The 25703-nt window shown below is 75.0% G+C and carries 25 protein-coding genes and 1 tRNA gene; all 26 read right to left on the bottom strand.

The window, feature by feature from the left end; translation table 11 throughout:
* Positions 1-286 precede the first annotated feature (286 nt).
* Complete coding sequence (locus CAE01nite_RS17605) at positions 287-1264, bottom strand: ROK family protein (protein WP_146906828.1); 978 nt, start codon at positions 1262-1264, stop codon at positions 287-289.
* Positions 1261-2190: a carbohydrate ABC transporter permease gene (locus CAE01nite_RS17600; RefSeq protein WP_371862919.1), complete on the bottom strand. Its 930-nt coding sequence runs from the start codon at positions 2188-2190 to the stop codon at positions 1261-1263. Before CAE01nite_RS17600 ends, CAE01nite_RS17605 begins: the two co-directional genes overlap by 4 nt.
* A complete protein-coding gene (locus CAE01nite_RS17595) occupies positions 2187-3176 on the bottom strand; it encodes a carbohydrate ABC transporter permease (RefSeq protein WP_246131315.1) in 990 nt (329 codons plus the stop codon). The genes CAE01nite_RS17600 and CAE01nite_RS17595 overlap by 4 nt, the downstream gene beginning before the upstream one ends.
* Positions 3177-3263: 87 nt before the next feature.
* Entirely contained in the window at positions 3264-4604 is a 1341-nt protein-coding gene (locus tag CAE01nite_RS17590) for an extracellular solute-binding protein (RefSeq protein ID WP_146906827.1), read from the bottom strand.
* 86 nt (positions 4605-4690) lie between these two features.
* The gene (locus CAE01nite_RS17585; protein WP_246131314.1) at positions 4691-5848 is read right to left on the bottom strand and encodes an ROK family transcriptional regulator; all 1158 of its coding nucleotides are present in this window, start codon (positions 5846-5848) and stop codon (positions 4691-4693) included.
* 328 nt (positions 5849-6176) lie between these two features.
* Positions 6177-6249, bottom strand: a tRNA-Ala gene (locus CAE01nite_RS17580).
* Positions 6250-6344: 95 nt separating this feature from the next.
* The gene (locus CAE01nite_RS17575; protein ID WP_146906826.1) at positions 6345-7049 is read right to left on the bottom strand and encodes a histidine phosphatase family protein; all 705 of its coding nucleotides are present in this window, start codon (positions 7047-7049) and stop codon (positions 6345-6347) included.
* Positions 7046-7441: a ribosome silencing factor gene (gene rsfS, locus CAE01nite_RS17570; RefSeq protein ID WP_146906825.1), complete on the bottom strand. Its 396-nt coding sequence runs from the start codon at positions 7439-7441 to the stop codon at positions 7046-7048. Before rsfS ends, CAE01nite_RS17575 begins: the two co-directional genes overlap by 4 nt.
* Positions 7438-8643 (bottom strand): hypothetical protein, encoded by a 1206-nt coding sequence (locus tag CAE01nite_RS17565; RefSeq protein ID WP_146906824.1) that lies wholly within the window; start codon positions 8641-8643, stop codon positions 7438-7440. The genes rsfS and CAE01nite_RS17565 overlap by 4 nt, the downstream gene beginning before the upstream one ends.
* Positions 8636-9241, bottom strand: coding sequence for a nicotinate-nucleotide adenylyltransferase (nadD, locus tag CAE01nite_RS17560; RefSeq protein ID WP_146906823.1), 606 nt, complete (start codon positions 9239-9241; stop codon positions 8636-8638). Before nadD ends, CAE01nite_RS17565 begins: the two co-directional genes overlap by 8 nt.
* Before the next feature lie 26 nt (positions 9242-9267).
* Positions 9268-9420, bottom strand: coding sequence for a hypothetical protein (locus tag CAE01nite_RS18275; RefSeq protein WP_186816644.1), 153 nt, complete (start codon positions 9418-9420; stop codon positions 9268-9270).
* A 119-nt stretch (positions 9421-9539) separates the two neighbouring features.
* Positions 9540-10859, bottom strand: coding sequence for a glutamate-5-semialdehyde dehydrogenase (locus tag CAE01nite_RS17555; RefSeq protein ID WP_146906822.1), 1320 nt, complete (start codon positions 10857-10859; stop codon positions 9540-9542).
* A gap of 86 nt (positions 10860-10945) precedes the next feature.
* Positions 10946-12091: a glutamate 5-kinase gene (proB, locus tag CAE01nite_RS17550; protein WP_146906821.1), complete on the bottom strand. Its 1146-nt coding sequence runs from the start codon at positions 12089-12091 to the stop codon at positions 10946-10948.
* Positions 12092-12216: 125 nt separating this feature from the next.
* Positions 12217-13764: a GTPase ObgE gene (gene obgE / locus CAE01nite_RS17545; RefSeq protein ID WP_146906820.1), complete on the bottom strand. Its 1548-nt coding sequence runs from the start codon at positions 13762-13764 to the stop codon at positions 12217-12219.
* Between the two features lie 147 nt (positions 13765-13911).
* Positions 13912-14163, bottom strand: a complete 252-nt coding sequence (gene rpmA, locus CAE01nite_RS17540) for a 50S ribosomal protein L27 (RefSeq protein WP_146906819.1) — start codon at positions 14161-14163, stop codon at positions 13912-13914.
* A gap of 70 nt (positions 14164-14233) precedes the next feature.
* Positions 14234-14542, bottom strand: a complete 309-nt coding sequence (gene rplU, locus CAE01nite_RS17535; RefSeq protein WP_222595981.1) for a 50S ribosomal protein L21 — start codon at positions 14540-14542, stop codon at positions 14234-14236.
* Between the two features lie 217 nt (positions 14543-14759).
* Entirely contained in the window at positions 14760-18953 is a 4194-nt protein-coding gene (locus CAE01nite_RS17530; RefSeq protein ID WP_146906817.1) for a ribonuclease E/G, read from the bottom strand.
* Positions 18954-19248: 295 nt separating this feature from the next.
* Complete coding sequence (gene mutM / locus CAE01nite_RS17525) at positions 19249-20166, bottom strand: bifunctional DNA-formamidopyrimidine glycosylase/DNA-(apurinic or apyrimidinic site) lyase (protein ID WP_146906816.1); 918 nt, start codon at positions 20164-20166, stop codon at positions 19249-19251.
* Between the two features lie 4 nt (positions 20167-20170).
* Complete coding sequence (rnc, locus tag CAE01nite_RS17520) at positions 20171-20872, bottom strand: ribonuclease III (protein ID WP_222595979.1); 702 nt, start codon at positions 20870-20872, stop codon at positions 20171-20173.
* 17 nt (positions 20873-20889) lie between these two features.
* Positions 20890-21084 (bottom strand): 50S ribosomal protein L32, encoded by a 195-nt coding sequence (gene rpmF / locus CAE01nite_RS17515; protein WP_146906815.1) that lies wholly within the window; start codon positions 21082-21084, stop codon positions 20890-20892.
* 2 nt (positions 21085-21086) lie between these two features.
* Positions 21087-21632 (bottom strand): YceD family protein, encoded by a 546-nt coding sequence (locus CAE01nite_RS17510; protein WP_371862920.1) that lies wholly within the window; start codon positions 21630-21632, stop codon positions 21087-21089.
* Positions 21633-21820: 188 nt separating this feature from the next.
* Complete coding sequence (locus tag CAE01nite_RS17505; protein WP_146906814.1) at positions 21821-22327, bottom strand: hypothetical protein; 507 nt, start codon at positions 22325-22327, stop codon at positions 21821-21823.
* Positions 22324-22827, bottom strand: a complete 504-nt coding sequence (coaD, locus tag CAE01nite_RS17500; RefSeq protein WP_146906813.1) for a pantetheine-phosphate adenylyltransferase — start codon at positions 22825-22827, stop codon at positions 22324-22326. The genes CAE01nite_RS17505 and coaD overlap by 4 nt, the downstream gene beginning before the upstream one ends.
* A 15-nt stretch (positions 22828-22842) precedes the next feature.
* The gene (gene rsmD / locus CAE01nite_RS17495; protein WP_146906812.1) at positions 22843-23409 is read right to left on the bottom strand and encodes a 16S rRNA (guanine(966)-N(2))-methyltransferase RsmD; all 567 of its coding nucleotides are present in this window, start codon (positions 23407-23409) and stop codon (positions 22843-22845) included.
* 9 nt (positions 23410-23418) lie between these two features.
* Positions 23419-24954 (bottom strand): DUF6297 family protein, encoded by a 1536-nt coding sequence (locus CAE01nite_RS17490; protein WP_146906811.1) that lies wholly within the window; start codon positions 24952-24954, stop codon positions 23419-23421.
* Positions 24951-25655 carry an ABC transporter ATP-binding protein gene (locus CAE01nite_RS17485; protein ID WP_146906848.1) on the bottom strand — a complete coding sequence of 235 codons (705 nt, stop codon included), beginning with the start codon at positions 25653-25655 and terminating at the stop codon, positions 24951-24953. The genes CAE01nite_RS17490 and CAE01nite_RS17485 overlap by 4 nt, the downstream gene beginning before the upstream one ends.
* Positions 25656-25703: the final 48 nt, after the last annotated feature.

Genomic DNA, 25703 nt, shown 5'->3' with positions numbered 1-25703 from the left:
ACCCCGATGCGCACCCCTCGTCCCGCGCGCTGCGAAGAACGAGCGGGTGGTGTCACACAGAGGGTTGCGCCGGCCCCCGGGACCAGCCGCCGCTCCAAGGAGCTGGCGTCCGTTCCTCCCGACCAGGGCGGCGAGGGACAACGTTACCCGCCCTGCGCGGTGTCCGGTCAACCCGGAGGACCGTGACGCCCGTCACCGGCCTCGCACGCAGCGCCTGTGCCGGGCGCGGAACGGGCGGATCGCTCGTCGGGCGGCCGTGACGAGGCGCTGCCGGCGAGGGCTCGTGTCACCGCGCCGGCGCCGGCGCCGGCCGGCGGGCCCCTGCCGGCCGTGCCGCCAGCGCTGCCCCGAGCGGGGCGACCTCACCGCCTCGTGGACTGAGCACGAGCCGGTCGGCGATGTGCATCGACTCCAGGAACGGCGAGCCGGCGGCGTGCACCCGCAGTGACTCCGTGACGGCCTCGAGCAGCGGCATGCCCAGCTGCGCGACGCCGCCCCCGAGGACGACATGGCGCACGTCGCACATGAGCACGAGCATCCGTACCGCTGCGGCCACGGCGTCGGCGACGTCGTCACGGATCCGCAGGGCGTCGGCGTCACCCGACGCGGCTGCCTCGAAGACCTCGGCGGGTGCCGGCCGTCCGGTCCTGCTGGGCCACGCCGCAGCGATGGCGGACCCGGACGCGTAGAGCTCCAGACAGCCTCGTTGTCCGCAGAGGCACGTCGGGCCGTCGGCCCGGAACGGCAGGTGGCCGATCTCCCCCGCGCCTCCCCGGTGCCCCCGGCGCAGCTGCCCGTCGAGGACGAGCCCGGCACCGACCCCGGTCCCCAGCGCGAGGAAGGCCAGGTCGCCGTCGAGGTGGAGCAGCTCGGACGCGCCCAGGGCCGCGACGTTGAGGTCGTTCTCCACCCGGACCGGGCTGCGGCGCAGCTCCTCACCGAGCAGCCGCCCGAGCGGGAGGGGGTCCCCGTGGACGCCGAGGTTGACCGCATGGGTCACCGTCCCCGCCGCGGTGTCGACCATCCCCGGCACGCCGACGCCGACCGCGGCGAGCTCCCCCGGCGTCACGTCGGCCTGCGCGCACAGCCGGTGGGTGGCCTCGGCAGCGGAGCCGACCACGCCGGAGACGCCATGACGCGTCGGCATCCGCAGAGCCGACCGGACGGTCGACGTCTCGTCCACCAGCACCGCGCTGATCTTCGTCCCACCGATGTCGAGCCCGACCGACCAGCCTGTCCCCCCTGGGCCCGCCGGTGCGGTCATCCCTTCACCGCCCCGGCGACGAGACCGCCGGTCATGCGGTTCTGGACGACGAGGAAGAACACGATGACGGGGACCGCGATCATCGTGGCCCCGGCCATGACGACTCCCCATTCCGTGGCGCGGTTCGCCTCCACCAGCCCCTGCAGCCACAGCGGGAGCGTGCGCTCGTCGGGATCGGTCATCACGACGAGGGCCAGTGTGTACTCGTTCCACGCCTGCAGGAATCCGTAGACCCCGGAGGCGACCAGACCGGGCGCGAGGAGCGGGAACGTGATGCGGAAGAACGCGCCGGTGCGCGAGAGCCCGTCCACCATGCCCGCTTCCTCGAGCTCGATCGGGACGCCGGTGACGAAGCCACGCAGCATCCAGATGGTGAACGGCACGATCGCGGCGACGTAGACGAGGCTGAGGCCGAGGACGTGGTTGACCAGGCCCCAGCCGTCGAGCATCTGGTACTGCGAGATGAACAGGCCCTCGGCCGGGATCATCTGCACCACCAGGATCGCCACGACGAAGCTCCGGCGGCCGCGGAACCTGAACCGGCTGACCGCCAGTGCGGCCAGGAACGCGAAGAGGATGGCCGCGGCGAGCGTGATCCCGGTGACGACGAGCGAGGTCCGGAAGGACTCGGCGAAGCCCGGGTCGCCCAGGACGGTGCGGAAGTTGGCCAGCGTGCCGTCGAGCGGGACGAACGTCGGTGTGGGGGTGCGCAACCGGTTCGTCGGCAGGAACGAGCTGCTGATCATCCAGTAGATCGGGAAGACCCAGACGAGGGCCACCGCGACGGCCACGACGCCCAGCAGACGGGTGGCGAGCGGTCGGCCACCGGAACGAGCGGTCCTCCGACCGCGCGAGAGCGGCGCGGCAGGACGCGGCCCGGCCCCCAGCGGCGAGGTGCCCCGTGCGGGGGCGGTCGACGCGGTCACAGCTCCTCCTCGCGCAGCATGTGCCGGATATAGAAGCCGGTCAGCGCCAGTGTCAGGACGAGCATGATCGTCGCCATGGCGCCGGCCATGGAGAACTCCTTCGCCAGCGAGTAGATGTACGTGCCCAGCAGGTGCGTGTCACGCGTCGGAGCACCGGCCCGTTGCAGGACGTAGATCTGGGTGAAGACCCGCAGGTCCCAGATGATCTGCAGCAGGGCCACGACCAGGAGGACGGGCTTGACCATCGGGATGGTGATCAACCAGAACCGGTCCCAGGAGCTGGCCCCGTCCAGCTGGGCGGCCTCCAGCGTCTCCGTGGGCACCTGGAGCAGGCCGGCGTAGACCGTGAAGACGACGAACGGCACGCTCATCCACACCACGATGACGGTGGCCACGGCGTAGAAGGACAGCGGTTCGACGAGCCACGCGTGGTACCGCATCCCCGCCATGCCCAGGGGCTCGGCCAGGATCCAGTTGACGACGCCGTACTGGGAGTCGAAGAGCCACTGCCAGACCGTCATCGTGGCCAGCACCGGGGTCCCCCACGCCAGGAGCATCGACACCTGCAGCACCAGGCGCGCGGGCCGCCCGACACGCGCCATCAGCACGGCCAGGGCCATCCCGACCGCCATAGTGATCGCCGCGTTGGCAAGGCAGAACGCCACCGACCGGACGATGACGGCCCAGACGTACCCGTCGGAGAGCAGCGCGACGTAGTTGTCCAGGCCGACCCACTCGGCGGGGCGCCCGAACTGCTGGGCGAGCCCGTACTCCTGGAACGACAGGACGAACTGGCGAGCCAGCGGGTAGCCGAGGCCGACGAGGATGGGGATCGCCGCCGGCACGATCAGCGCGTAGCCGCCGAGGCGGCGCAGCGGTGGACGCCCACGTGGTGGCGACTGCCCGGGTGGCAGGGCGGGGGCAGGCGCCACGGTCATCGACGGCGTCGCCGCGGTGACCGGGCGGCCGTCGTACGGGCCGGACATGGACTCTCCCGACGTAGTCGGACGCCGACAGCGGGCGGGTGGTGACCGTCGGAGGGCGACGGGACCCGCTGTCGGCGTCCGGTGCTGTTAGTTGAGCGTGTCGGCGATGAGCTGGTCGGCCGCGGCGGCCGCCTGCTCCACGTCGGCGCCGCTCGCGATCTGCTGGAAGAAGTCCTCCAGGATGCGCTCGCCCTCCACGTCGGCCCACTTCTCGGCCGGCGGGGTGAGACGGGCGTCCAGGGCCGCGTCCCGGGCGGCGACGGCGTACACGTCGTCCCCCAGGGTGTCGGCGAGCCGGGTGTTGCCCGGGATGAGGCCGTTCTCGCCCAGCATGGTCTGGTACTCGTCGCTGAAGATGATCCGCAGCAGCTCCTGCGCGAGCTCCTGGTTGCCGGACATCGACGGGATGGCGATGTTCGAGCCGCCGGCGAAGACGGTGGCCGGCTCTCCCTCGGACCGACCCGGCAGCGGGAAGATGCCGGTCTTCTCCTCGTTGCACGCCTGCTGCTCGGCCCGCAGCGCGACGGCCTCCTCGGACGTGTCCTCGGGGTCCACGCCCTTGTTGCACTCGGGGAGGTCGATGCTCCACCGTGCCCACGTCGGCGCGGAGAACATCGCGGTCTCGCCGTTGTTGAACGGGATCCACGGCTCGTTGGAGTCGGCGTCCCGCGGGGCGTTCGTCCCGGTGGTGAACAGGCGCTGGATCTCCGTCAGCGCCTTCTGCGACTCGGGGCTCGACAGTCCCCCGACCCATTCGTCGCCCTCCTGGACCGCGAGCTCGCCGCCGTTCTCGTAGATCCAGGGCAGCGCGTTGTACCAGTCCTGGCCCGGGAACCAGAAGCCGGAGAAGTTCGCCGCCCCGCGGGGGTTCGCCTGCTGGAGGGCGACGGCGGCCGCGGTGAACTCGTCCAGGGTCGTGGGCACCTCCACGCCGGCCGCGGCGAACAGGTCCTTGTTGTAGAACACGGCCCGGGCGCCCGAGTAGTACGGCAGGGCGTACACCGCGTCGTCCACCGTCCCCGCCTCGACGAAGCCCGGCAGCAGGTCGTCGCCGCCGAGCTCGTCGTACAGGTCGGTGAGGTCGGCGAACGCGCCGGCGTGGGTGAAGGTGGGCGCCTGCGTGTTGCCGATCTCCACGACGTCCGGCGTCTGCTCCGCCGAGGTCAGGGCCGTCTGCAGTCGCGGCACCAGGCCGTTCCAGTCCTGCTCCTCGATGGCGAGCGTCGCGCCGGTCTCCGCCGCGAAGGTGTCGACGAGGTACTCCCGCAGCTCGTCGGGCGTGTCCCCGCCGTTGAGCCACAGCCGGATCTCGGTGTCGGAGCCGGCCTGGGAGGTGCCCTCCTGCGACTCGGCAGGGCTGCCGCCGCTGCACGCGGTCAAGGTCAGTGTCCCGAGCGCCAGTACGGCCGTCGTGCGTGCCAGTCTCATGGGTGTTCTCTCTCTTCCGTGGTGCGGCAGCGCCCTCGACGCCGCGGTGGACCTACCGATGTGCCGGTCGGAGAGCCCCGAGGGGGTCAGCCGAAACCGAGTTCTGCGGACAGCACGAGGACGGCGGCGCCCAGCAGGGTCCCGTCCTCCTCCAGCCGGGTCATCCGCAGGTCGAGACCGGTGCCGATGACGGGGATCGTGCGCTCCCGGATCGTCCGCAGCGCCGCGTCCCGCAACGGCCCGCCGAGCAGCTCCGGGGGTCCGCTGAGGATCACCTCGGAGAGGTTCAGCGCACTGACCACCGGTGCGAGCGCGACCCCGAGACGCCGGCCCACCGCAGCCAGCGCGACGTCGCGCTCGGCAGCGTCCAGTCCGGCGATCCGGTGCCGCAGCGCGGGCACCGAGAGGACCGTCTCCAGGCACCCGCGACGACCGCACGCGCACTGCTGCGCCCGGCCCAGCGGGGCGTGGTCGACGTCGTCGCGCTCGTCGACCACGGTGACGTGCCCCAGCTCCCCCGCGGCATCGCCGTGGCCGCGCACCAGCGCGCCGTCGACCACGATGCCCGCGCCGACGCCCTGCCCGACCGTGACCACCAGGACACCCGACGCGGACGCCGCCCCGAAGGTGAACTCCCCCAGGACCGCCGCGTTGGCGTCGTTGGCGACGTGCACCGGCAGCGACAGCGCCCGGGACAGCGTCTCCGCGAGGCCGACGCCGTACCAGCCGCGGTTGGGCGCCTGGATCACCGTGCCGTGCGCGTCGACGACACCGGGCGAGCCGATGCCGACGCCGAGCAGCGGGCGGTCGGCCAGCGCGACCAGCTCACGCGCGAACTCCAGGACGGCAGCCAGCGCCTCGTCACCGTCCAGGCCCTCGACCGCGACGTCCTTGCGTGCCTTCCGGTCCCCGCTCAGGTCCAGGACCGCCCCGTGCAGCCGGGTGTCGGCCGTCAGGTCGATCGCGACGATCTGGAAGGCGTCCGTACGCAGCCTCAGCCGGGTTCCCGGCTTCCCGACGCGACCCTCGGCGCGGGGCCCGAGCTCGGCCACCAGACCGTCGGCGATGAGGGAGGCGGCGAGGTCCGACACGGTCACCCGGGTGAGCCCGGTCACCCGTGCCAGCTCGGCGCGGGACGCCGGCCCCGTGTGGAACAGGTGCTGGAGCAGCATGGCCCGGTTGTGCGCGCGCCCGTCCTCCGGCAGGACCTTGCTCGTCGGCCGCAGAGCGCGCTTCGTCGCCACGTTTGTAAGTTGCCCTTCCTAACGCGCTCCCGTCAAGTGTTTTGCTCTATCTGTGCGTGGCCAGCGCTTGCCGGACCAGGCGCGGCGGCCGCAGGAGGTCCGGCGCGTCGGTGGGACGCGGCTCTGCCGACCCGTTCGCCGGATGCCACCGAGGAACGCGGGCGCTGGGGCACCGTGCCCGCGACCCAGGGGGCGGCTCCCCTGGGGCCCCGCCCGGGAGCAGCAGAGGGCGCAGCCCCTTGGCAGGGCGCCCCCTCCGATGTCGGCTGTCGCCATGGCATGACGAAGGCCCCCTCCCGGGATCCGGGAAGGGGCCTGTCGTCGTGAGTGGAGCTGAGGGGATTCGAACCCCTGACCCCCTGCATGCCATGCAGGTGCGCTACCAGCTGCGCCACAGCCCCGCTGCCCTTGCGAGCGACGTGAACTCTACGTCACGTCGCAGGTCCAAGGCCAATCGCCACGGTGTGGGGCGTCTCACGCACCCTCCGGCACGACCTCAGGCCGGCACCTCACGGCCGGCCCCGCGGTCCGGGGCGGCGATCGCACCGAGCGCCGTGCCCGCGTTCCAGTCGGCGATCGACGTCGACGGACCCAGGTCGTGGCCGAACAGCCGCCACCCCGGCTCGACGCCCGGCGGGTTGCGACGCAGCTCCGCCCAGTGCGCGTTGGTCAGACCCGCGATCCCGCGCCACTGCAGGCCGAGGCCGAGCATCCCGGTCAGCGCGAGCGTGATCGCGGCGCCGTGCGAGACGGCCACCAGCGTCTGCGTGGGCTCCAGCGCGGCGGCGTGCTCCTCGATCGCCGCGACCATCCGCTCGGACACCTGCGCGCGGGTCTCCGCGCCGACGCCCTGCGGGTCCCCGCCGGACCGCCACACGTCGAACTGCTCGGCCCAGTCGGCGGAGATCTCCTCGCCGGTGAGCCCCTCCCACTCGCCGAAGGCCCGCTCACGGAGCCGGTGGTCCACGACGGCCTCGCGGCCGGTGCGGGACGCGAGATGCGCGGCGGTCTCCCGCGCGCGCCCGAGGTCGGAGACCACGATGCCGTCGACGCCGACCGTCGCGGACAGCGCCGCAGCGGCGGTGGCCGCCTGCCGGTGACCCACCTCGTCGAGCGGGATGTCGACCTGGCCCTGCAGCCGCATCGCGGCGTTGTACGCGGTGCGGCCGTGCCGCCACAGGACGACGGTGCCGGCGCTCACTCCGGACGCCCGGCCTCGCCGGCGCCGCCGCGGGCGTCGGCGGGCAGGTCGACGAGCGGGCAGTCCTTCCACAGCCGCTCGAGGGCGTAGTACACGCGGTCCTCGGCGTGCTGCACGTGCACGACGATGTCGCCGAAGTCGAGGAGCACCCAGCGGCCCTCGGACTTGCCCTCGCGTCGGAGCGCCTTGACGCCCTCCCGGTGCAGGGCCTCCTCGACGGCGTCCACGATCGCGGACACCTGGCGCTCGTTCGTCCCGGACGCGATGAGGAAGACGTCGGTGAGGACGAGCTGCTCGCTCACGTCCAGGGCGATGATCTCGTCGGCCTTGAGGTCGGAAGCGGCGCGGGCCGCGGTGATCGCGAGCTCCACGGCACGGTCGGTGGCAGTCACAGCACTCCTCGGGGGTCCGCCGGCAGGACCGACGACAGCAGGGCGGGCAGGGTGGGGGCGAGCGCGGCGGCGCCGTCGTCCGCCCCGCGGGTGATGAGGGACCAGATCAGGAAGCCCAGGACGAACGCCACCAGCAGGAGCACCAGCAGGTGGACCGTGGTGTAGCGGTGGTGCTCGTGCGGGGCGTCGTCGTGCGTGTCGTCGTCGTGCAGGGCGTCGTCGTCCAGGAGGTCGCGCCGGTCCAGGTCGTCCGGGCGAGGTCCGGGGCCGGCGACCTCGCCCGTGGACGGCGACGCCCCGGCGCCCGTGGGCGACAGGATCCCCGTGCCGGGGCGGAGGGACGACGTCGCGGCGTCCGGGTCCGCCCCGGGACCGGTCGGGGGCCGGGTGGGTGCCGTCGCGCCGACGCCGCCCGCACCTGCGCCGGGGCGCGGTGTCGTGGTGCCCCTCGGACCGGTGCCCGCCGGGCCCGCGCCGGTACCGGTGGGCCTCCCGTCGGGTCCGGTCGCCGGCGTGCCCGCGCCGGGACGGGGGTCCGTCCCGGACGTCGAGGGACGACCGGGCAGGACCGGCACCGACGGCAGCGCGGCGGACGACACCGGCCCGGACGAGACGGGCCCGGGGCGTGCCGGACCCGGGCGCCCGGGACCCGGGCGTGCGGAACCGGGATGCGGACCCGACAGCGTCTCCTCGGCGCCCGCGGGGCGCGGCGGTGTGCTCCCGGGCGGGCCGGTGCGCTGGGCCGGGAGCAGTCCCGGGCGGGCGGCCAGGGGCGCCCGCGGCTCGTCGTGCTCGTCGTGAGCGTCGTGCTCGTCCCCGGCCGACCGGCGACCCCGCGGTCCGTGACCGGACCGGTCGGCCCCCGGCGGCAGGTCGACGGCGAGCTCCTCGCCCGCCTCGGCCGCACGCCGGCGCTCCAGCTCGCGCAGCTCGCGGCGGGACAGCGGGCGCGACCCGGCCGGCGCGACAACCGGGACGGCGGAGGTGACCGACGGCGTCGACGTCCCGTCCGGGGTCGGCGGCGTGCGGGGTCCCGGTCGGGCCGGCGCGTGGGTCGACCCGTCCGGACCCGGCCGCTCGACGCCGGCCGGACGCTCGGCGTCGGCCGCCTGCTCGGGTCCGCCCGCCGCCTGCTCGGCCGCGAGCTCGCGGGCACGCTCGGCCTCGCGCCGACGGCGCCGCTCCCCCGGTTCGTTACTCATCGTCCTGCTCTCGATACAGACCGTGCTTGGCGATGTACTGGACCACGCCGTCCGGCACGAGGTACCAGACCGGGTGCCCGGCCGCGGCGCGGATGCGGATGTCGGTGGACGAGATGGCCAGCGCGGGCACCTGCAGCTCGCTGACCCGGTCCTCGGGCAGACCGGCGATGGACAGGTGGTGCTCCGGTCGGGTCACCGCGACGAACTGCGCCATCCGGAACACCTCCTCGGCGTCCTTCCAGCGCAGGATCTGCTCGATGGCGTCGGCACCCGTGATGAAGTAGAGGTCGACGTCCGGCCGCGCCGTCGTCAGGTCGCGCAGGGTGTCCACCGTGTAGGTCACGCCGGCGCGGTCCACGTCCACCCGGCTCACCGTGAACCGCGGGTTCGACGCGGTGGCGATCACCGTCATGAGGTACCGGTGCTCCGCGTGCGTCACGCGCTGGTCGAGCTTGAAGGTCGGCTGGCCCGTCGGCACGAAGACGACCTCGTCCAGCTCGTACCGTGCCGCGACCTCGCTCGCGGCGACCAGGTGCCCGTGGTGGATCGGGTCGAACGTGCCACCCATCACGCCGATCCGGGGGCGTCGCTGTGCCATCGCTGCGGGGCCGCGGCCGCCGACGGTCAGTGGCGCTGCCCGACGCTGCGGAACGCGTAGGCGATGAGCAGGAGCACCACGAGCCCGCCGAAGCCGCCGACCCCGATGACGACCGGGTCCACCGGCAGCTGGTTCACGACCTCCGTCGCCTCCTCGGCCAGGATCTGGGCAGCGTTCACGTCGTCCTCCAGGTGGTGTTCTCGCGGCTGCGGCTACCCGCGCGCGCAGCGCCAAGTGTCGCACGGCGGCACCTCCCCGGCCCGCCGCTCAGCGCGGTGTGGCGAGGTGCACGAGGCGGTCAGGAGCGGATCTGCCCGTCCCCCTGGACGATCCACTTGGTCGTCGTGAGCTCCCCCAGCCCCATCGGCCCGCGAGCGTGGAGCTTCTGGGTCGAGATGCCGATCTCCGCCCCGAGGCCGAACTGGCCGCCGTCGGTGAACCGGGTCGAGGCGTTGACCATGATGGCCGCCGAGTCGAGCTCGGCGACGAAGCGCTCCGATGACGTCAGGTCGCGCGTGACGATCGCCTCGGTGTGCCCCGACGTCCACGTGCGGATGTGCTCCAGGGCCCCGTCGAGGTCGTCCACGACCCCGACGGCGATCTCCAGCGCCAGGTACTCCCGCGCCCAGTCGTCGTCCGTGGCCGGGACGACCGCCACCCCCGCCGGCGCGAGGGCGGCGGTGCGGGCGTCACCGTGCACGACGACGCCCGCCTCGGCCAGGGCGGCGAGCGCCAGGGGCAGGAACGCCGGCGCCGCGTCGGCGTGCACGAGCAGCGTCTCGGCGGCGTTGCACACGCCGGTCCGCTGCGTCTTGGAGTTGAGCAGGATGGGCAGCGCCATCGCAGGGTCGGCGGAGGCGTCCACGTACACGTGGCAGTTGCCGACGCCGGTCTCGACGACCGGGACGGTCGACTCCCGCACGACGGTCTGGATGAGGTCGGCCCCGCCGCGCGGGACGAGCAGGTCCACCAGGCCGCGAGCGTGCATGAGCGCGACGGCGCCCTCACGCCCGTACGCGTCGATGGACTGGACCGCGTCGGCCGGCAGTCCCTGCGCGACCAGGGCGCGGGACAGCACGCCGACGATGACCTCGTTCGACGTCGCCGCGGCCGAGCCGCCGCGCAGGATCACCGCGTTCCCGCTCTTGAGGGCGAGCCCGGCGGCGTCGACGGTGACGTTCGGCCGGGCCTCGTAGATCATCCCGACCACGCCCATGGGGACCCGGACCTGTCGCAGCCGCAGGCCGTTCGGCAGCGTCGAGCCGCGCACGACCTCACCGACGGGGTCCGGCAGGGCGGCGAGCTCGCGGAGCGCCGCGGCGATGGCCTCGACGCGGTCGGGGGTGAGCGTCAACCGGTCGAGCAGCCCGACGGACGTGCCGTTCTCGCGACCGCGGCGCACGTCGACCTCGTTGGCGGCCACGATCTCGTCGGTGGCCGCGACGAGGGCGTCGGCGAGCGCCAGGAGGGCGGAGTCCTTCTGGGCGCGGGTGGCCATGGCCAGCGCGCGGGAGGCGACCTTCGCCCGGCGCGCGACGTCCAGGACGGCGTCACGCACGGGGTCGGTGGGCGAGTCGGTCGGCGCGCTCGCCGTCGTCGCGTCGGTCAGCGTGGTCATGGTCCCAGGGTAGTGCCGCGGTGCGGCACGACCGCCGGCCCCGGCACGCGCCCCGCGGTCGCGAGCCGGCGCCCGTCGGCCCGCGGTCAGCGCCGGGCGAGCCGGACCAGCACGAGGTCGTCGCGGTGCACGATCTCCCGGTCGTACCCGGGTCCGAGCTCCGCCCGCAGGGCGGACGTGGAGCGGCCCAGCAGGGCGGGGAGCTCGCCGGACGCGTACTGCACGAGCCCGCGCGCCACGGTCCGGCCGTCCAGCCCGACGAGGTCGACCGGGTCGCCCGCCTCGAACTCCCCCTCCACGCGCACCACACCGGCCGGGAGCAGCGAGGCGAGCCCGCCCCGCACCGCCCGCACGGCGCCGTCGTCGAGCACGAGGCGCCCGTGGGTGCGTGCGGCGTACGCGAGCCACAGCAGGCGCGTGGACCGCCGGCGCCCGGTCGCGCTGAACCACGTGCCGACCTCCTCGCCGGCGAGGGCGGCGGCGGCCTGCGCTGCCGACGTGAGCACGACCGGGATGCCCGACGCCGTGGCGATCGCCACGGAGTCGAGCTTGGTGACCATGCCGCCGGTGCCGACGGCGCTGCCCCGCGAGGTGACCTCGATCCCGGCGAGGTCGGCGGGTCCGTCGACCACGGAGATCCGCCGGGCGCCCGGGCGCGACGGGGGGCCGTCGTAGAGCGCGTCGACGTCGGTGAGCAGCACCATGGCGTCGGCGTGGACGAGGTGCGCCACGAGTGCGGCGAGCCGGTCGTTGTCGCCGAACCGGATCTCGTCCGTGGCGACCGTGTCGTTCTCGTTGATCACCGGCACGACGCCCAGCGACAGCAGCCGGGTCAGGGCGCGCTGGGCGTTGCGGTAGTGACCGCGGCGGATGGTGTCCTCCGCGGTGAGCAGGACCTGGCCCACCCGCAGCCCGTGGGCGCCGAACGCCTCGGTGTACCGGGCGACCAGCAGCCCCTGCCCGACCGAGGCGGCAGCCTGGGCGGTGGCGAGGTCCCGTGGCCGGGCGCTCAGGCCCAGCGGCCCGAGCGCCGCCGCGATCGCCCCGGACGACACCAGCACGACCTGGCCGCCGTCGGCGACCCGCGCCGCGAGCACGTCGACGAGGGAGCCCAGCGCGGCCGGGTCGAGGCGCCCGTCCGCCCCGGTCAGGGACGACGACCCGACCTTGACGACGACGCGGCGCGCCGCCGCCAGCCCGGGGCGGTCGGTGACGTGCGGTGCGGCGCTCACGAGGGCGCATCCTTCCGTCCGGCCAGGTGCAGGGGCGTGAGGTTCCGCCCGCTGGACGCCGGTCCAGCGATCCGACGGCACGGACGGGCCCGGCCGTCCCCGCCGGACGGGACGGCGGGGCCGGCTCAGCGCCCAGAGTCCTCCGGGGCGGTGGTGCGGGCGTCGTCGTCGGTCCAGATGCCCGCCTCGCGCTCCGTCCACAGCTCGGCCCGGGCCTCGGACTTGGCGTCCATCCGGTCCTTGTACTCGCGACGCTTGTCCGAGCGGGTGGGCCTCGAGCTGTCCTCGAGGCGCAGGTCGGTGCCGCGCGGCCCGCCGAGCAGCTCCGAGCCGGTCAGCAGGGTCGGCTCCCAGTCGAAGACGACGGCGTCGTCCCCGTCGCCGATGACGACCTCGGCGCCCGCGACCGCCCCGGCCTTGAACAGCGCGTCCTCGACGCCGATCCGGGCGAGCCGGTCGGCGAGGTACCCGACCGCCTCGTCGTTGGAGAACTGGGTCTGGCGCACCCAGCGCTCGGGCTTGGAGCCGCGGACCTGGAAGAACACGTGCCCGCTCTCCTCGCGACGGGTCACCGTGAACCCGGCGTCGTCGACGGCCCTGGGCCGCAGGACGACGCGCGTGCGCTCGGGCTCGGGCGCCTCGCGCCGCGACTGCTCGACCAGCTCGGCGAGGGCGAAGGTCAGGGGACGCAGCCCCTCGTGGCTGACCGCGGAGATCTCGAAGACGCGCAGGCCCCGCGCCTCGAGGTCGGGCTTGACGAGGTCGGCCAGCTCCCGGGCCTCGGGGACGTCGATCTTGTTGAGCACGACCATGCGCAGGCGCTCGGTGAGCGGCACCCGGCCGCCCTCGATGCCCACGTCGCCGCCGTACTCGGCCAGCTCGTGCTCGATCACGTCGAGGTCGCTGAGCGGGTCGCGGCCCGGCTCCAGGGTCGCGCAGTCCAGCACGTGCACCAGGACGGAGCACCGCTCGATGTGGCGCAGGAACTCCAGGCCGAGGCCCTTGCCCTCGCTCGCCCCGGGGATCAGTCCCGGGACGTCGGCGACGGTGAACCGGGAGGAACCGGCCTGCACGACGCCGAGGTTGGGCACCAGGGTGGTGAACGGGTAGTCGGCGATCTTGGGCCTGGCCGCGGACATGGCCGCGACCAGGCTCGACTTGCCGGCGCTCGGATACCCGATGAGCGCGACGTCGGCGATCGTCTTGAGCTCCAGGACGACGTCCTGCGTGTCCCCCGGCTCCCCGAGCAGCGCGAAGCCCGGCGCCTTGCGGCGCGGGGAGGCGAGCGAGTGGTTGCCCAGCCCGCCGTGCCCGCCGGAGGCGACGACGTAGCGCGACCCGGCGCCCACGAGGTCGGCGAGCACGTGGCCGGACGGCGACTTCACGACCGTGCCGTCGGGCACGGGCAGGACGAGGTCCTCGCCCGTGGAGCCCTGCCGGTAGTCACCCATCCCCTGCGTGCCCGAGGGGGCGTGCCGGTGCGGCGAGTGGTGGAACTGCAGCAGTGTGGTGACCTGGGGGTCGACCTCGAGGACGACGCTGCCCCCGTTGCCGCCGTTGCCGCCGTCGGGGCCGGCGAGCGGCTTGAACTTCTCCCGGCGGATCGAGGCGCACCCGTGCCCGCCGTCACCTCCGGTGGCGTGCAGCACCACCCGGTCGACGAATGTCGCCACGGTTCACCATTCCTCTCAAGACTGCTGGTCCCGGCCGGTGCCGCCACTCGTGGGGCGGGCACGCCGGGACACTGCTGGACCACCGGAAAAGGACGAGGGGCGCACCGACACCGGTGCGCCCCTCGTTCTCACTGCTGTGCGTCGCGACTACGCCTGGACGATGTCGATCACCTTGCGGCCACGGCGCGTGCCGAACTGGACGGCACCCGGCGTGAGGGCGAACAGCGTGTCGTCGCCGCCCCGGCCGACGTTGTTGCCGGGGTGGAAGTGGGTGCCGCGCTGGCGGACGATGATCTCGCCGGCGCTGACGACCTGGCCACCGAAGCGCTTCACGCCCAGTCGCTGCGCGTTGGAGTCGCGGCCGTTGCGAGAGGAGCTCGCGCCCTTCTTGTGTGCCATGTCGAACCTGCTTTCGTGCTGCGTGGAGGAACAGGAGCCCGTGCCCGGTCGGTCGACCGGCCGCGGAAGGTCAGGAGATGCCGGTGACCCGCAGGCGGGTGAGCTGCTGGCGGTGGCCCTTGCGGACCCTGTAGCCGGTCTTGTTCTTGTACTTCAGGATGGCGATCTTCGGGCCCTTCTCGTCCCGGACGACCTCCGCCGTGACAGTGATCTTCGCGAGCGCCTCGGCGTCCGTGGTCACCGTCTCGCCGTCGACGAGCAGGATCGCAGGGAGCTGCACCGTGGCACCGGCCTGCTCGGCCAGCCGGTCGACGACGACGACATCGCCGACGGCGACCTTCTCCTGGCGGCCGCCAGCCTTCACAATCGCGTACACCACGTTGCTGCTCATCTCTGCTCGGGTCACTGCTTCGTCTGCGTCACGTGCGGGGCGACTCGCCGCGAGGCGGTGCAGGCACGTGGGATCAGCGCGCGATGCGCGCCGACGTTCTAGGGTACGGAACCCACCCACGAGGGTCAAATGACCGGGGCTGTGACGACCGCCGCTCGCCGCCCCCGGACACGGGGCGGCGAGCGGTCGGCCGACGTCGCGCAGGTCAGTCGTCCGCGGGCTCGTCAGGCTCGACGACGTCGCCCAGGTCGGGCGCGACCGGCTCGCCCAGGTCGGGCGGCGAGACCTGCTCCTCCTCGGGCTGCAGGGGCTCGTCGCCCACGGGCTCGCCGGCCACCGGCGGCTGCCCGGCGTCCGGCAGCACGTCCACGGACCCGGCGTCGTCCGGCTCGACGTCGTCGGCCTCGACGTCGTCGGACTCGTCGTCGGAGAGGTCGAAGACGTCGGCGGCCACCGGGACCAGGACCAGCGTCTCGGTGGGCTGGGCGCCCAGCTCGTCGGCCGGCAGGCCCGCGAGCGGGTCGCCCGCGGCGTCGGCGACCACCTCGTCGGCGACGTCCTCGACGGCCAGGACCTCCTCGACGGTCGGCTCCAGGTCCGCCGGGGCGACGTCGGGGTGTGCCGCCGTGGCCAGCGACTGCGCCAGGTCCGGCTCGGTGAGGCCGGGCTCGCCGAGGTCCGGCTCGCCGAGGCCAGGCGCTACGACACCGGGCTCGGCCACCGACGCCGGCGACGCGGCGGGGTGCGCCTCACGCAGCGCGTCCAGCGCCTCGCTCACCGCCGCGACGACGTCGCTGGAGCCGATCCCGCCCTGGAGGCCGGAGCCGCCGTCGACCGGGGTCGTCGGCCCGGACGCGGGGGTGGCCGGGACGGCGACGTCGGGAGCCGCCGTCGCGTGACCGTGCCCGTTGTGCTCGTGGGCGTGCGCCGCGGCGGCCGCGATGGTCGCCAGCGTCGCCTTGACCGCCTCGCGCGCCTCCGGCAGCACCGGCAGCGCCGGGACGGCCGTCGTCGTCGCCGAGCCCTGCTCCTTGCCCGTCCCGCGCTTGCGGCGGGACGAGGCCCGCTTGCTGTCGTCACCGGTCGTCACCGACTGCTGCGAGGCCCCCTGCGGGGCGGGTGCCGGGGCGCCGTTCGATCCCTCGACGGGGTCGGTGTGCACGATGAACCCGCGGCCGTTGCAGTGCTCGCAGGTCTCGCTGAACGCCTCGACGAGCCCCTGGCCCACACGCTTGCGGGTCATCTGCACGAGACCCAGGGACGTCACCTCGGCGACCTGGTGCTTGGTGCGGTCGCGACCCAGGCACTCGACCAGCCGCCGCAGCACGAGGTCGCGGTTCGTCTCGAGCACCATGTCGATGAAGTCGATGACGATGATGCCGCCGATGTCCCGCAGCCTGAGCTGCCGGACGATCTCCTCCGCCGCCTCGAGGTTGTTGCGCGTGACCGTCTCCTCCAGCGTGCCGCCGGAGCCGGTGAACTTGCCGGTGTTGACGTCGACGACGGTCATCGCCTCCGTGCGGTCGATGACCAGCGACCCACCCGACGGCAGCCACACCTTGCGGTCCATGCCCTTGGCGAGCTGCTCGTCGACGCGGTGGGCGGAGAAGACGTCACCCTCGGCGGTCCAGCGCGAGACCTTCTGGGCGAGGTCCGGCGCGAGCGCGCCGATGTAGCCCGAGATCGTCTCCCACGCCTCGTCGCCCTGGACGACCAGGGACCCGAAGTCGTCGTTGAAGATGTCGCGCACGACCCGGATCGCCATGTCCGGCTCGCCCTGCAGCAGGGCGGGCGCCGACGCGGTCTTCGCCTTCTTCTCGATCGCGGTCCACTGGTCCTGCAGGCGCTGGATGTCGGCGCGCAGCTCGTCCTCGCTCGCGCCCTCCGCGGCGGTCCGCACGATGACGCCGGCGGTGTCGGGCACGATCTCGCGCAGCAGCTTCTTCAGGCGTGCGCGCTCGTTGTCGGGGAGCTTGCGGGAGATGCCGGTCATGCCGCCGCCGGGCACGTACACCAGGTACCGGCCGGCGAGAGTGATCTGGCTGGTCAGGCGCGCGCCCTTGTGCCCGATCGGGTCCTTGGTGACCTGCACGAGCACGGAGTCGCCGGACTTCAGCGCCTGCTCGATGCGTCGCGGCTGGCCCTCGAGCCCGGCCGCGTCCCAGTTGACCTCGCCGGCGTACAGCACGGCGTTGCGCCCCTTGCCGACGTCGACGAACGCCGCCTCCATGCTCGGCAGCACGTTCTGGACGCGGCCGAGGTAGACGTTGCCGGCCATGGACAGCTGCGCCTGGCGGGAGACGTAGTGCTCCACCAGGACGCCGTCCTCGAGCACGGCGATCTGCGTGCGACCGTCGAGCTCGCGCACCACCATCGTCCGGTCGACCGACTCGCGGCGGGCCAGGAACTCCGACTCGGTGATGATCTGGCGGCGGCGGCCGGCGTCACGGCCCTCGCGCCGGCGCTGGCGCTTGGCCTCCAGGCGGGTCGACCCGCGCAGCGCGGTGACCTCGTCCGACGGCGCCCGCGGCGCCCGGACGCGGGCAGCGACGGGTGCGACGGCCTCGGCCTCGACGCCCTCGGTGCCACGCCCGCTGCGGCGGCGACGGCGACGGCGGCGGCTGGAGCCGGTCCCCTCGTCACCTTCGGTCGGCTCCTCGTCGCCCTCGGTCTCGGCGCCGGCGGCGTCCTCGTCGTCGTCCTCGTCCGCGTCGTCCGCGAGCGGGGTGCGCGAGGCGTCCGCGTCGCCACCGGCACGGCTGCGACGTCCACGACCCCCACGACGACGACGTCGCCGCGGCCCGCCGTCGGTGGTCTCGTCGTCGTCCTCGTCCTCGTCGGGCTCGACCGCGGTGTCGACGGCGGACCCGTCGACCGTGAGCAGCGCCTCACGGTCCTCGATGGCGTCCTCGTCCGCCTCGAGGTCGGCGCCGCCCTCGTCGACGGCGTCGCGCGTCGGCGTCTCTCCGAGGAGCTCCTGGACGGCGTCCAGGGCACGGGAGGACCCGCGCCGCCGCGAGCCGCGACGTCCAGTGCGCGGCGCGTCGACGGCCTGGTCCTCGGTGTCCGTGTCGGTCGCGGTCGGCTCGTCGCGGACCGGCGTGGTGACCTCGGCGGCGGGCGCCGGGACGACGGGCGCCGGAGCGGCGGTCGGCCGTGAGGCGCGCCGGCTGCGACGACGCGGCTCACCGGCGGCGGGCTCGTCGGCGACCGTGCCGACCGGTGCGGCCGGGGCGCTGACGGGCGCGGCGATCGGGGCCGACGGCCCCTCGCTCGTGGTGACGGTGACCTGCGGCGCGGCCGAGGCCTCCCCGCCGCGCGGGGCGTCGGGGGTGATCGTCTCGGGGACGATGAACTGCGGGGGTCCGGCCTGGGCGACCACCCGGCGGCGCCCGGCACGGGTGGTGACCGGCTTCGGCGGCTGGAACAGCACCGCGGACGACGCGAGCCGCGGGGCGGGGGTCGGCTCCTGCGGGGCGGCGGAGGCGTCGGCGGTCACGCCACCGGTCACCTCGGTCGTCTCCTCGGCGTCCTCGTCGGTGGACGTCTCGGGGCCATCGACGGTCACCGCCGAGGTCACCGCGGGGGCGGTCACCTCGGACGCGACGGGCTCGGTGAGGGCTGTCGTCTCCGGCTCGTCGCCGGACGGGGCGGCCGGCTCGGCGGTGCGGCGCGAGCGCCGACGGGTCGACGCGGCGCGTGCGACGGGGGCGAGCTCGGCGAGCACGTCGAGGCGGGCACCGGTGGCGGTCGCCTCGGTGACGGACTCGCTGGTGGACTCGGTGGCCGCCGCATCGGGGACGCCGGTGGTCCCGGGCTCCGCGGCGACGGGTGCGGCCGGGACGGCGTCGGCCGCGGGCTGCTCGGTCGGGGCGGCGGCCTTGGAGGTCGCGCGGCGGGTGCGCTTGGCGGGCGCCTTGGGCTCGGTCGCCGGCTCGGTTGCTGCGGCAGGCTCGGCGGCCGGGGCGGGCTCGGCCGCTGCGGCGGGCTCGGCCACGGCGGCGGGCGCGGTGGTGGCCGACGGCTCCGTGGCGGCAGCGGGCGGAGTGCCCGTGGACCGCCCGGCGGACGTCGCGCGGCGGCTGCGGGTGGCTCGTGCCGGCGGGGCCACGGAGGGCTCGGGCGCCGGGGCGACGTCCTCGGACGCGGCCGTGGTGGCGGCAGGCGTGGTGGCGGCAGGCGTGGTGTCGGCAGGCGTGGTGTCGACGGGCGGGGCCTCGACGGCAGCCGGTGCGCTCTCGGCACCGGCCGGGGTCTCGACGGGCGCCGGGGCGGCGGTCCTGCGGGTCGCGCGTCGGCGGGCGGGCTTCGACGCGACGGCGTCGACGGCCGGCGGGGCGTCGGCGGTGGGGACTGCTGCGGTGGGCGCTGCGTCGGTGGGTGTGTTCTCGGACGTCACGTGGGGTACTCCTGTGTGCCCGTCGGCGTCGTGCCACAGGTCACGTCGCCTTCGGGCGGTCGGTCGTCGCTCGTGCGGTGAGCACGGCGACGGAAGTCGTCGGTCGCGGCGCCACAAGCGCGGCGACGCCGGCGCCAGCCGATCACCCCGGAGGGCGGCGGCGCGCGGCGGCCGCGGATGCGGCGAGCACGGTCGTGGTCCTGCGGGAGCTGTGGACTCCCGGACCGCGCCCAGTATCGCACAGGGCCATCGGCGGGGTGACCCACGACACGCTCGGCCGGGGGCCGCCGCCCGCCTACCAGCGCCCGTTGCGGGGTCGGCGCTGGCACACCGGGCAGGTGAACGCGGACCGGTTCATGAAGTCGTCCCGCCGGACCGCCGTACCGCACCGCGGGCACGGCCGTCCGGCCTGGCCGTAGACCGCGAGCGAGCGGTCGAAGTACCCCGAGGCGCCGTTCACGTTGACGTACAGGGCGTCGAAGCTCGTCCCGCCGGCGACCAGAGCCTCCTCCATCACCTCGGCCGCACCGGCCAGGACACGCTCCACCTCCGCCCTGCGCAGCGTGTCGGTCGGGCGCGCGTAGTGCAGGCGGGCGCGCCACAGGGCCTCGTCGGCGTAGATGTTGCCGACGCCGGACACCAGGGTCTGGTCGAGGAGCGCCCGCTTGACGCCCGTGCGGCGACGGCGCACCGCGGCGACGACGGCGTCGGCGTCCAGCGCGGGGTCGAGCAGGTCCCGGGCGATGTGCGCGCTCGGGCCGGGGACCATCGGGGCCGGCGAGCCCTGCCCGCCCGGCTGCCCGTCGGGCGTGAGGACGAGGTCGGCCATCGCGAGGTGGCCGAAGGTGCGCTGGTCGACGAAGTCGAGGTGGGCGCCGTCGTCCAGGCTCAGGCGCACCCGCAGGTGCGGCGACAGGACGGGTGTCTCCTGCGCGGTGCGGACCAGCAGCTGCCCGCTCATGCCCAGGTGCGCGGTCAGCGCGACGTCGGGCTCACCGCCGGCGACGGGGTCGAGGAGGAGCCACAGGTACTTGCCGCGGCGCACGGCCGCGTCCAGGCGCCGCCCGGTGAGGTCGGCGACGAAGCGGTCCGGACCGCCGGGCGTCCGGCGCACGCTGTAGTCGCGCAGCACCTGGACGTCGGTGACGGTCCGGCCCAGGACGTGGCGGGCCAGACCGTCGCGGACGGTCTCGACCTCGGGCAGCTCGGGCACCGGCTCAGGCGGTGGAGGCCGGCTGCAGCACGCGGTACGCGGCGGCCGCAGCGAGCTGCTCGGCCACCTTCTTGGACGGGCCGACGCCCTCGCCCCGCACCACGTCGTCGAGCAGCACGCGGGCGGTGAACGTGCGCGCGTGGTCGGGGCCGGCGCCCTCGACGGCGTACTCCGGGGCGCCGAGACCCTGGGCCGCGGCGACCTCCTGCAGGGACGTCTTCCAGTCCAGCCCCGCGCCGAGGTCGGCGGCCGCGGCCAGCGTCGGACCGACGAGCCGCTCCACCAGCGCGCGGGCGTCCTCCAGGCCGTGGGACAGGTACACGGCACCGAAGAGGGCCTCGAGCGTGTCGGACAGGATCGAGTCCTTGTCGGCGCCCCCGCTGGCGAGCTCGCCCTTGCCCAGCAGCACGTAGCCACCGAGCCCGAGCTCCCGCGCGGTCGCGGCCAGGGCGCGCTGCGACACGGTCGCGGCGCGCATCTTGGCCAGCTCGCCCTCGCTCAGCGACGGGTGGCGGCGGTACAGCGCCTCGGTGACGACCAGCCCGAGCACGGAGTCGCCGAGGAACTCCAGGCGCTCGTTCGTCGGGATGCCGCCGGCCTCGTGCGCGAAGGACCGGTGGGTCAGCGCGAGCACGAGAAGCTCGGGGTCCAGGTGGACCCCGAGCTTCTCGGTGAGCCGGTCGGCCGACGTCGCGGCGTTCCGCACGTCAGCGATCGCGATGGTCAGCTCGCGTGCTCGGTGCGCACGGCCTCGGCGTACGTGCGGCCCTTGTAGGCACCGCAGTTCGGGCACGCGGTGTGCGGCATCACGTTGCTCTTGCACTGCGGGCAGGTGGTGAGCGTCGTGGCAGTGGTCTTCCACTGCGACCGTCGCGCACGGGTGTTGCTGCGCGACATCTTGCGCTTCGGAACAGCCACGGCTAGCTCTCTTTCGTCTCGTCGAACATGCCCTGGAGCCGGTTCAGCTCGGCCCAGCGCGGGTCAAGGATCTCATGCGAATGGTCTGGGTCGTCCGCCAGCCGGAACCCGCACTCGGAGCAGAGCCCCGGGCAGTCCGGCGTGTCGAGCGGCTGGAACGGCAGCGCCGGCACCACGGTGTCGCGGAGCGCGGGCTCGATGTCGATGAGGTCGCCGTCCAGCTCGCGGACCTCGTCCTCGTCCTCGTCGAGCCCGGCCTCGCCGGCAGCCTTCACCCGCTCGGCATACGCGTACAGCTCCTGGAAGGGGACGTCGAGGTCCTCGACGACCTCCTCCAGGCACCGCACGCACTCCCCGACCGCACGCCCGCGGACGTGGCCGGTGACGAGCACGCCCTCCATGACGGCCTCGAGCCGGAGGTCCAGCTCCAGGTCGGTGCCGGTGGGGATGCCGATCACCTCGGTGCCGAGGTGCTCGGGCGCCGCCACCGTGCGCTGCACACGCCGCATCGATCCCGGACGCCGACCGAGCTCGTGCGTGTCCAGCACGAGCGCGGAGCGCGGGTCGAGCCGGTGGGGCGTGTCCACGGAAGGATTCCAGTCTGATCGGGTGGGGGATCCGCCAGACCGGCGGGACCAACGGACGATGCTACGTCATGGCCGCGGCGCCGCCCAAACGCCCGGGCGCACGTCACACCGCTGCGCGGGTGTCGCCGGAGCGGCGCCAGGCCCGGGCGTCAGTCCTCGTCGTCGTCGGTCCCCAGCCGCGTGGCGAGCTTCGCCCGTCCGGCCTGCACCTGGGTCATGAGCCGGGTCAGGTCGATCTCGAAGTCCGCCAGGCGCCGGTCGCAGTAGTCGTCCGCGTCCCGGCGCAGGCCGTCGGCGACGTCCTGCGCGTCGGCGACGATCTGCTCGGCGCGTGCCTGGGCGGCGCGGGTCAGCTCGTGCTCCTCGACCAGCTCGGCGGCGCGAGCGCGGGCGCCGGCGATGATCGCGTCGGCCTCCGCCTGCGCGGCCACGCGGGCGGCGTCCGCGGCCGCGAGCACCTCGTCGGCGCGGGTCAGCTGGGTGGGCAGGACGTCGCGGGCCTGGTCGACGAGGTCGAGCAGCTCGGCCCGGTTGACGAGCACCGACGAGGACATCGGCATGGAGCGGGCCTGGCCGATCGCGTCCGCGAGGGCGTCCAGGATGCCGGTCAGGCCCTCCGGCTGCGTCCGGTCCGGTCCGTGGTCGCTCACGCTCATCGCGCCTCTCCTCCCTGGGCCGGGCCCACGCCCAGCGCGTCACGTACGGCGTCCTCCACCCCGGCCGGTACCAGGTCGCCGACCCGCCCACCGTGCCGGGCCACGTCCTTGACCAGCGACGACGCGACGTGCGCCAGCCGCGGGTCCCCGAGCACGAACACGGTCTCGACGCCGGTCAGGTGCCGGTTCATCAGCGCCATCGGCACCTCGTGGTCGACGTCGGCCCCGCCGCGCAGGCCCTTGACGACCGCCACGGCGCCGACCTCTCGGCAGAACTCGCTGAGCAGTCCGTGGACGGGCTCGACCCGGACGCCGTCGGTGCCCGCGACCGCGGCGCGGGCGAGCTCGACCCGCCGCTCGAGGCTGAGCAGCGCGGTCTTCGACGAGTTCCGGGCGACGCCGACGACGACCTCGTCGAACAGGGCGCGCGCCCGCCGGACCACGTCCAGGTGCCCGAGGGTGAGAGGGTCGAACGACCCGGGGCAGACGGCGATGGTCACGGGGACGAGGGTATGTCAGCGCTGCTGGTCGAGGCCGACGGGCGACGCGAACCACACGACGGTCTCGCCGTAGGCGCGCCGGTCGGTGCGCTCCAGCCCCGCGGGCCACGCCGGCTCCGGGCTGCGCGAGGAGCGCTCGACGACGACCACGGCGTGGCCGGCGAGGGCTGCCGCGAGCGGCGAGAGCACGGCGGCGAGGTCGTCGTCGGTGAGGTCGTAGGGCGGGTCGACGAGGACGAGGTCCCACGGCGCGGGCGGCGCGGACCGCACGTACCGCTCGGCGCGCTGGGTGACCACGTCGATGCCGCTCAGTCCCAGGTCGGCGACGTTGCGGCGGCACACGTCGGTCGCGGCACGCGCGGAGTCGACGAGCGTCACCGCGGTGGCGCCGCGGCTGGCGGCCTCGATGCCCAGCGCACCGGAACCGGCGTACAGGTCCAGCACCCGCGCGCCGTCGACGGCGCCGAGGTGCTCCAGGCGGGAGAACAGGGCCTCGCGGACCCGGTCGCTGGTGGGGCGGGTCCCCCTGGGCGGCACGCGCAGGGTGCGCCCACCGGCCGTCCCGGCCACGACCCTCGTCACGGCGTCAACCTACGCGGCGTCGGGGACGTGGGCGCACACGGCGGCGACCAGCGCGGACACCAGCGCCTGGGCGACCAGGACGCCCGGCACCACGGTCCCCAGCGCGACAGCCACGAGGACCGGCACCAGGCCGAGCACGACGACGTCCGGCCCCCGGGACAGCACGCTCGCGGCCCCGATGGGCAGCGCCCCGGCGGGGGTGGAGACGAGCGGACCGCCCCAGTCGGGGGCCGGCCGGTACGCCGCCCGGACCGCGGCACCGGCCCACACCGGCGCCGCGAGCAGCCCGAGCACGACCCACTCCGGGACCTGGGCGCCGAGCAGCACGAGCGGCGTGAACGCGGGCACGGACCACAGGGCGATCGCGACCCCGGGGACGACCATGCGCAGCCACCGCACGCGTCGCGCGCCGATGGGCAGCAGGCGGTCGACGACGGGCGCCATCTCGGCCCGGCGGGCGCCCTCCGCGGTCGCCAGCGTGGCCACGTAGCCCGCGGCGAGCAGCGCGGGCAGCACGACGACCGGTGTGCGCAGGTGCGGGACGGAGAGCACGGCCGCGGGCACGCACGCCGCCCCGGCCAGCTGGGCGAGGTGCCGTCCGGACCGCAGGAGCAGCAGCGCGTCCGCGGTGACGAGCGCGGCGGCCGCGGACCGGACCGGACGCAGCCGGGCGCTGCGCCGCCGCCGGCGTGCCGGGATGCCCTCGCCGAGCGCGCGGCCGAGCTCGCGGGAGTCCAGGGAGACGACCGCACCGACCGCCTGCCCGGCGACGGAGCCGCTCTCGCGCAGGGCGCGGGCCGGGATCCGGTCCAGCCGCCGGTCGAGCGCGACCGACGCGGCGACCACGACGACGCCCAGTCCGGCCAGGACGCCGGCGTCGGGCGTGGGTGCGGGCGGCAGGCTCACCCCGGTGACCGCCGCGCCGACCGCCAAGGCGGGCGCCAGCGCCACGAGCACGTCCCCGGCGGCTGCGATCCGACGGCGCGAGGCGCCGAACGTCTGCCCGACGCCGGCGGCGAGCACCAGGGCGGCGGCCCCCAGCGCCCCGGCGGCGGCGACCGCGAGCACCCGCTCCGGCGCCGGCCGGCCGGCCTCGTGCACGGCGAGGTCCAGCACCGGGAGGACCACCGCCCCGACCGCCCCGGCGGCCAGCGGCAGCCGGACGGCAGCGGGTCGCAGCAGCGCGCGGCGCCCGACGGGCAGCGTGAGCCACCACGTGGCCTCCGCACCCCCGACGCCGACCGGGCCGAGCCGGCCAGCCAGGGACACCACGGTCCCGACGAGTGCCAGGACGACCAGCGCACCGAGCGTCGGCAGGCTCACCTCGGGTCCTGCCGCACGGCCGCCGGTGTCCGGCGGCAGCACCTCGCGGACCCCGTCCACCAGGCCGATCGCGAGCCCGACGCCGACGGCCGTGGTGATCAGCACCGTGTAGACGTCGACGAGCAGGGAGCCGATGGACGCCCCGCCGCGGCGGCGGGCGCGGGCGGCGGTGTACCGGCGCACCTGCCGGCCGGTCGGCACCGGGGTCGCGGTGAGGGTCACCGGGGCGGCTCGGCGCGGATCGCGCGCACCGCCTCGGGGACGTCGAGCACGGGCGACTCGTCCTCCCCGACGAGCACCGCGGCGTCCGCCACGGCGGCCAGCAGCGCGGGGTCGTGGGTCGCCAGCAGGACCGCTCCCCCCGCGGCGGTCTCGGCCCGCAGCCGCGCGGCCAGGGCGGACCGCATCCGCTGGTCCAGGCGCTGCTCCGGCTCGTCGAGCACCAGCAGCCGGCGAGGTCGGGCGAACCCGGCCGCGAGCAGCAGCCGGCGGCGCTGCCCCGAGGACAGCGTCACCGGCAGGACGTCGGCGTGGCCGGCCAGGCCGAAGTCCTCGAGCAGCTCGTCGACCACGCCCTCCGCGTCCGGCACGCCGTGCCCGCGTGCGGTCAGGACGAGGTGCTCGGCCACCGTGAGCGCCGGGAAGTACGCGTCGTCGTCCAGGACGCCGGCGACCTCGGCCCGGAAGAGGTGCTCGCGCTCGTCCACCTCCCGTCCCAGGACGTGCAGGACGCCGTCGGCGGGGGTGAGCAGGCCGAGCACGGCGCGGAGCACCGTCGACTTGCCCGACCCGTTGGGCCCGACGAGCGCGAGCGCGGTCCCGGCGGGCAGGTCGAACGTGACGGGGGCGCACACGGGCTCCCCGCCGTAGCCGACGAGCAGGGAGTCGGCCCGGACGACGGGGTCGGTCGGCCGGTCGCCCAGCCGGCCGGTCGGCACGTCGGTCAGCCCGTCGGTCGGCACGTCGGTCGG

The sequence above is a fragment of the Cellulomonas aerilata genome (assembly GCF_007991755.1).
Classification (GTDB): Bacteria; Actinomycetota; Actinomycetes; order Actinomycetales; family Cellulomonadaceae; genus Pengzhenrongella; species Pengzhenrongella aerilata.
The sequence above is the reverse complement of the archived record's forward strand: the minus strand, read 5'-3'. Positions and strand labels throughout refer to the sequence as shown.